General features: G+C 40.2%; 6 protein-coding genes. 4 read left to right on the forward strand and 2 right to left on the reverse strand.

All coding sequences use genetic code 11. From position 1 onward, the window contains the following. Positions 1–35: 35 nt before the first annotated feature. Entirely contained in the window at positions 36–641 is a 606-nt protein-coding gene (locus tag M3636_RS27420) for a hypothetical protein (protein ID WP_251384621.1), read from the reverse strand. Between the two features lie 139 nt (positions 642–780). Between M3636_RS27420 and M3636_RS27425 the strand changes: the two genes are divergently transcribed. Next, the gene (locus M3636_RS27425) at positions 781–1,173 is read left to right on the forward strand and encodes a DUF4357 domain-containing protein (protein ID WP_251384622.1); all 393 of its coding nucleotides are present in this window, start codon (positions 781–783) and stop codon (positions 1,171–1,173) included. A gap of 173 nt (positions 1,174–1,346) precedes the next feature. On the opposite strand, the gene M3636_RS27430 is transcribed toward M3636_RS27425, so the two are convergent. Continuing rightward, positions 1,347–1,664: a hypothetical protein gene (locus tag M3636_RS27430; RefSeq protein WP_128103442.1), complete on the reverse strand. Its 318-nt coding sequence runs from the start codon at positions 1,662–1,664 to the stop codon at positions 1,347–1,349. A 251-nt stretch (positions 1,665–1,915) separates the two neighbouring features. Between M3636_RS27430 and M3636_RS27435 the strand changes: the two genes are divergently transcribed. The 3 genes from M3636_RS27435 (at position 1,916) to M3636_RS27445 (ending at position 5,514) form a co-directional block, all read left to right on the forward strand. Next, positions 1,916–2,557, forward strand: a complete 642-nt coding sequence (locus M3636_RS27435) for an NAD(P)-dependent oxidoreductase (protein WP_251384623.1) — start codon at positions 1,916–1,918, stop codon at positions 2,555–2,557. A gap of 207 nt (positions 2,558–2,764) precedes the next feature. Continuing rightward, a complete protein-coding gene (locus M3636_RS27440; RefSeq protein ID WP_251384624.1) occupies positions 2,765–4,588 on the forward strand; it encodes a histidine kinase in 1,824 nt (607 codons plus the stop codon). Next, on the forward strand, positions 4,585–5,514 hold the full coding sequence (locus M3636_RS27445) for a response regulator (RefSeq protein ID WP_251384625.1): 930 nt from the start codon (positions 4,585–4,587) through the stop codon (positions 5,512–5,514). The genes M3636_RS27440 and M3636_RS27445 overlap by 4 nt, the downstream gene beginning before the upstream one ends. Positions 5,515–6,000 lie beyond the last annotated feature (486 nt).

Below are 6,000 nucleotides of genomic sequence, written 5' to 3' on the forward strand. Positions count from 1 at the left end.
TGAGAAAAAGCGTTGAGAGCATGAAGCTCTGAACGCTATTTTTTCATCAAGAAGGAAGGTAACTTCCAACGATTATAGTAGATAGAAGCGTCTTTTTCTTCATCTCTTACCTCTACAGCTTGATCATGGACGACATGAAAATAGAAATGATATAGGTGATTTTGGTCAATGGATTTATTATTTACAAAGGATAGAAGCTCTGTTCTTGAAAAGAGAAATGTATAAAATTGTTTTTCAAATTCGATGTTAAATATAAATAGATGAAGATCCTCATTTGTAAGCTCGTCCTCATTAACTGTATGCCATCCAGAAGGAAAGTCGTTAAAGCTCTTGCTGTGATAGAACTTCGCCTTCAAAATGTAGGTTACTTCGTTTTCTGTTGTTTTTAATAAAATATCTGCTTTAGCTGCCCGGTTCCCTTTCGTAATGAGGAAAGCAGGGTTCTCACCCGATAATTTATCCATTACATATTTTCTTGAAATGTTTCGAGTAATTTTCTCTGAGGAATTAATGGAGTTGTCTTCGAGATTACGGGTCTGATCGAGGTTAGTTAGTGACAACCTATTTTCTAGGTTGGTGACCTTTTCTTCTAATGACACAACTCTTTCGTATAGATCTAAAATTATTTTTTCATAATTCATAAAATCATCTCCTTTTATCTCTATTCAAATATATCCTGATATTTAGATTTAATCAAGATAAAATATGATATTTTAGATAAAATGTTGACGGAGTGAAGTATAGAGGTTATATTTACCTTATCCCAAAGGAGGTTATAACATGACTCAGACCAAATTAACTATCTCGCCGGCAGATATTGGACAGCAGGAGGCAAATGTTTTTTTAGGAGAGGCGAGAGGATACTATGACCGCACAGCAAAGAAATCAAACATGATTACACTTCTGCCTGGCTCATACTTAACTAAAAACGTGTTCGACGATAGATGGATTCATGAGAGTTTTACATATCTGATCCGAGAAGAGTATATCGAAGAAAAGGCAAATGTTTATGAGGTTATAAAACCTATATGGGGTTCACCAAGTGGAACTGCAGCATTTGCACTAGGAAGAGACGGGGATGCGAAACCAAGTGGATATACCTCTTGGAAATTTGCTAATGGACAAACAATTGATGAGGCAGGAGAAAGACCAGAAAAAAAACCAGTCCTCTAGATCGGTGATAAGGGTGACATGGACTTTAGACGAATACGCAAAGCATTATCTACGATAGCTCTTAGTCTTCAAAGCCTTCAATTAGAAGGCTTTTTACTTTAGTTAAATGCGAAAACTGATGATAAAAAGGTTGGAATCAGCAAATGTTTTATATCAATGATTTTCTAATTTGACTACTCCCCAGAAACGGCATGCTCAAGCTCTTGGATAAAAAGCTCCTCCACAACCGCCTCAATATAATCTTCATTCTCTTCAGCGGTCTCCAAAATATCTGTAGAAAATAATACGAACGAGAAGCCTTCGACTGTGATCTCCCAGGTGTGAGGCGAAGTTTCTTCTCTGCGGTCAACCGTTGCTTGAGTACCCGTCTGAATTAACCGCTCAATCAAATGATGGAGGGCTGAGTCTATTTTTTGAAAAAGTGCTTCAGTGGAAATAGCGGAACGATTCGCTTGTCTTAATATCATGGCGACTTGATCTTCAAAGCTCATATCACTCAGCTCCTTCTCAATGGGCTATTGCTGGACGTAAGTTCAATTAAATAGTAATCACAGACACGTATATTCGACATACTAAACATAATCCCTGCCATGATGCACGGAAAGCAACACTTCAAGGGTGTGAGGAAAGAAATAACTTTTATCAGAACATGAGATTAAAGGTATTGACAAGTTTAGTTGTAACAATTATAGTTACATTATAGATTTTAGGAAAACAACACATAGCCGAAGGAGAGATTATCATGAAAATTGGAATTATTGGTGCAACGGGTAAAGCAGGAAGTGTAATTTTGAAAGAAGCGGTAGACAGAGGGCATGAAGTAACAGCAATCGTTCGTAATGCAGCGAAAGTGGAAGACAAGTCCCTTAACGTTTTGGAAAAAGAGGTTTTTGATCTTACAGCTGAGAATATCAAAGCATTTGACGTTATCGTTAACGCATTTGGCGCAGCGCCAGGACAAGAACATCGCCATGTTGAAGCAGGACAAGCGTTGATCAATATTTTGAAGGATGCGCCTAATACGCGTCTAATCGTTGTAGGTGGTGCAGGAAGTCTGTTCACAGACGAATCCAAAACATTGCGCGTATTCGAATCACCAGGTTTCCCTGATGCATACAAAGCAACTGCTACGAACCAAGGCCAAAACTTGCAAGATCTGCAAGCATCTTCTGGTATTCAATGGACATTCCTGAGCCCAGCTGGATTCTTCAACCCAGAAGGCGTTCGCACAGGTAAGTATCAAGCAGGTAATGATGTTATTCTTGTTAATAGCGAAGGCAATAGCTACATTAGCTATGCAGACTATGCAATCGCATTGGTAGATGAGATCGAGAAACCGCAACACAAAAACGAACGCTTTACTGTAGTTGGCGAAGCGAAGTAATTTTGATGCACCCATAGATTAAGCATAAACGGACGCTGATCTCCACAGATCGACGTCCGTTTCTTTATAGTTTAGTTAAATATTTCAGGCGTGACAAAGCATTAGCTCCCACAAAACGTTATAACAAATCCTTTTGTAGGATAGACAGAACCATGGTAAAATTACCCCCATGAGTCGACATCGTTCGAGTTTACTGGGGAGTTGTTTATGAGATCCGAATCCACTGCATTTTTAGTGAAAGTAATGACCATTTTTATAACTATATCACTTTGCACTGCTTTTGTTTTCGTCATTTACTTTCAGGATTTGAACCAATCCAAAGATACGATCAGTATGGAAATATTACGAGACCAATCAGGAAACATGACCTTGTCCGATGTTAAAGTTAGTGAGCAATTCAAAGCTTTACCGAGCAACTATTCTAAGGTTGGCTACTCCCCGGTTCAATTATGGTTCAAAATAAAATTAAACCGGTATAATGGGGATGAAGTTAATTACCTCACGATAAACAACCCTCTTTTTGAAGATGTAACGATATATCTCCCGACAAGTAATGACTACATAACAAAGCATTTTGGATACGCATATAAGGGCAATTCCGATGAGATCAACTATGTTTACCCTGCAATCAAAATTCCATCTAATTTTGATCATAATCAGTACATATATATGACAAGCAAATCGCTATATGGACAAAACTTTGTTGTAGGGATCTTGAATGAGGATTTATTTAGAAAGAATAGTATGATCAATGTGTGGGCAGGAGGCATCTTGGTCGGCATTGCCGTAGCCTTGTTTTTTTATAACTTATTCATGGGCGTTGCTATTAGAAACAAAACGTTTATAAAATCCTGCTTTTATGTATCCACGACCTTGTTATGGAATGCAGCTATGACAGGGCTTGTGAACATCACCGGCTTCAAGTACGCCTACTGGCTTGCGGAATATTCGACGGGCATCGGTATTTTCATGTCCCTTGCCATCGCGATTTTCATGAGAGCCATTTTTCAGACCCAAACCAGGTTTCCCAGGATCGATTTTTGTTTGAAGCTGCTCATTGGTTTCTACCCCATCACGTTATTGCTGTTTCTTTTCGTTAGTAAAGAGTTGGGAGCATTTGGTGCGGGTGCATCTACTTTGATGTATGTATTGTATTTTATCATTATGTTTAAAGGAATAAGGAGCAAAACCATTCGTTCGCCGCATCTCATTACAGCATGGCTCTTATGTTTGGTGTCGGTGCTTATATTTTATATGATGGTTCTTGGTGCGTTGCCTCAAAGTTACATCATGAATTATTACTTATTTTTTCTTTCTTGTGTGTCGGCGATTGCATTTGCCCTTTCTGTCGCAGAGATCATTAATGCTCTTAATGAAGAGAAGCACCACAATCATATTTTATATGTAAACTCGGAGATTCAATCTAAGCAGTTTGAGCTTGCTTTTATACGCGCACAGATGGATCCACATTTTATTCACAATACCTTGAACGTGATCGAAGGCGTTATTGCTGTGAATCAAGAAAAAGCGGGAAACCTGGTTAATGATTTATCCCATTATCTAAGAAATATATTCGATTACAGCAACTCGGAAAGATATATTTCTATCGATGAGGAGTTGGATGCAGTCAAGTTTTATGTTCGCATTGAGCAAGCCAGATTCCCGAATAAAGTTATGGTCAACTATGAGATTGATCCGAATATTCAACTAAAAGTGCCACGTATGGTGATCCAACCCTTGGTGGAAAATGCGATTAAACATGGTATACGTAAACGGAAAATCGCAGGTACAGTCACGATTAGGGTCAATGAGCTTGAACAGGGCTATTTCATAGCGGTAGAAGACGACGGTGTCGGTATAGAAGAAGCGGACAAAGATAAACTGCTTGAATATTCGGCGGGCAAGGGCATTGGGCTTGCCAGTATAAACGCACGGCTTAAGGCCGAGTATGGAATACAGCTTCAAATCATCAGTGAGAAGGGTAAAGGAACGGCAGTTCGTTTTATTGTACCCATTAAGGAGCAGCCATGAAGATTATAATTATAGACGACGAATATTATGCGCTGCGGAACTTGAAAACCAAGTTGGAGAAAATTGCGGGTGTCGAAGTGGTTGCAATGTATGAAGATCCAGCAATAGCCTTGGATGAGTTGAGTATAACACGGCCTGACCTAGCTTTTCTGGATATTGAAATGCCGGAGACCGATGGCATAACCTTGCTCGGGATGATGTTTAAAAAAAGACCAGATATGGATTTTGTCTTTACATCTGCTTATCATGCTTATGTAACCGAAACGCTTGAGACAAAAGCGTTGGATTTCCTCGTGAAGCCGGTGAAGTTCGAACAGCTTTATGTCACACTGGAAAAAATAAAGAAGATTAGAACCAAAAGCAGCGATGGACACAAAATTGAGGTCAAGTGCTTTGGCGATTTTGCCGTAACGATTGATGGGAAATTGATTGACGATCATTGGAGAACTAAAAAAACGGAAGAGCTGTTCGCCTATTTGTTATGCATGAACGGCAAATCCGTGTCTAGAGAACGAATCATCAATGACTTATGGCCGGAATTGGTGATGGAAAAGGGCTATGCAAACTTATATACGACGCAATATTACTTAAAGAAGCGACTCGACACATTTGGAATCCAACATATGCTTAAGAGCAGACTAGGGAATATTAGCCTGAGCCTCGAAGACATGAAATTGGATTTGCTTGAGTTCGATCATTTCAGTGAACGTTATAATGAAGATAAGAGTAATATGGAAATGCTCGAACAAATGGTGGAACTATACACAGGCATGTTACTTGAAAATAAGCCGTATTCATGGACGTTAAGCATACAGCAGCCTTACGAGGTAAAGTTCGACAATGCATTGAATGTCTTGATTCAGTTTTATAGCGAACGCGGCGATGAGAAAAAAGCAGAATACTATGAAATGAAAAAAATGCTCTGAATTGCAGGAGTAGCCATGAGCAGCCAAGTAGTGGAGGGGACGGAATCGATTCTGGAGAAGCGAAGCGGTCGCGTTTGTCCCTGGATTTTCCCCTTATGGGGGGAATCCAAGAAATCCGAGGACAACCAGCGATCGAAAGAACGATCCATCCCCGGAACGCCCACCAGCTGCTCCGGATCTACCCTACTACTCCAATGTCGACTCAACATGGATTGCAGAAGTAGCCATAAGCAGCAACGTAGTGGAGGGGAAGGAATCGATTCTGGAGAAGCGAAGCGCTCGCGTTTGTCCGCGGATTTTCCCCTTAAGAGGGGAATCCAGAAATCCGAGGACAACCAGCGATCAAAAGAACGATCCGCCCCCGGAACGCCCACCAGCTGCTCCAGATCTACCCTACTACTCCAATAATCGACTTAACATGGATTGCAGAAGTTAGCCATGAGCAGCAACGTAGTGGAGGGGAAGGAATCGATTCTGGAGAAGCGA

The sequence above is a fragment of the Paenibacillus sp. MER 99-2 genome (assembly GCF_023714095.1).
Lineage (GTDB): Bacteria > Bacillota > Bacilli > Paenibacillales > Paenibacillaceae > Paenibacillus.

Bases quoted from the DNA above. Each gene is read 5' to 3' on its own strand.
- M3636_RS27435 (WP_251384623.1), top strand. From the start codon at position 1,916: ATGAAAATTGGAATTATTGGTGCAACGGGTAAAGCAGGAAGTGTAATT.
- M3636_RS27430 (WP_128103442.1), bottom strand. From the start codon at position 1,664: ATGAGCTTTGAAGATCAAGTCGCCATGATATTAAGACAAGCGAATCGT.
- M3636_RS27440 (WP_251384624.1), top strand. From the start codon at position 2,765: ATGAGATCCGAATCCACTGCATTTTTAGTGAAAGTAATGACCATTTTT.
- M3636_RS27420 (WP_251384621.1), bottom strand. From the start codon at position 641: ATGAATTATGAAAAAATAATTTTAGATCTATACGAAAGAGTTGTGTCA.
- M3636_RS27445 (WP_251384625.1), top strand. From the start codon at position 4,585: ATGAAGATTATAATTATAGACGACGAATATTATGCGCTGCGGAACTTG.
- M3636_RS27425 (WP_251384622.1), top strand. From the start codon at position 781: ATGACTCAGACCAAATTAACTATCTCGCCGGCAGATATTGGACAGCAG.